General features: G+C 46.1%; 2 tRNA genes and 1 rRNA gene. All 3 read left to right on the forward strand.

Annotated features, from left to right (window positions below):
- Window positions 1-84: 84 nt before the first annotated feature.
- The 3 genes from rrf (at window position 85) to V7D18_RS08185 (ending at window position 430) form a co-directional block, all read left to right on the forward strand.
- Window positions 85-202 (forward strand): 5S ribosomal RNA (gene rrf, locus V7D18_RS08175).
- 8 nt (window positions 203-210) lie between these two features.
- A tRNA-Ile gene (locus V7D18_RS08180) sits at window positions 211-284 on the forward strand.
- 73 nt (window positions 285-357) lie between these two features.
- Window positions 358-430, forward strand: a tRNA-Ala gene (locus V7D18_RS08185).
- The last annotated feature ends 67 nt before the right edge of the window (window positions 431-497 follow it).

Raw genomic sequence — 497 nt, forward strand, 5'->3', positions numbered from 1 at the left:
TTAAACAAAAAACTGCTTATGAAAGCAAGCTTTCAACACAGTTTTCCGTTTGATTGTGCACACATTACTAGCAGACACGAAATTTCTGGTGCCGATGCGCTTAGGGGACACACCCGTTCCCATCTCGAACACGATGGTTAAGACCTAAGCGGCCGATGGTACTATACTGGAGACGGTATGGGAGAGCAGGTGGGTGCCAGATTTATTTATGGGCTTATAGCTCAGCTGGTTAGAGCGCACGCCTGATAAGCGTGAGGTCGGTGGTTCGAGTCCACTTAAGCCCATTGGTTTAAAAAACCAGAGAAAAAAGAATACAGGGATAGCCTTAATAGGGTAGACTCACATCCAAGATTTCATGGGGGTGTAGCTCAGTTGGGAGAGCACCTGCCTTGCAAGCAGGGGGTCAAGAGTTCGAATCTCTCCATCTCCATTCGATGTTATTATGAGGCATTGAACACAGTTATTTATCGATTGTGTACTCCTCTGAAAACATCGCA

Origin of the sequence: Lacrimispora sp. 38-1 (assembly GCF_049890855.1) — a bacterium.
Lineage (GTDB): Bacteria > Bacillota > Clostridia > Lachnospirales > Lachnospiraceae > Lacrimispora.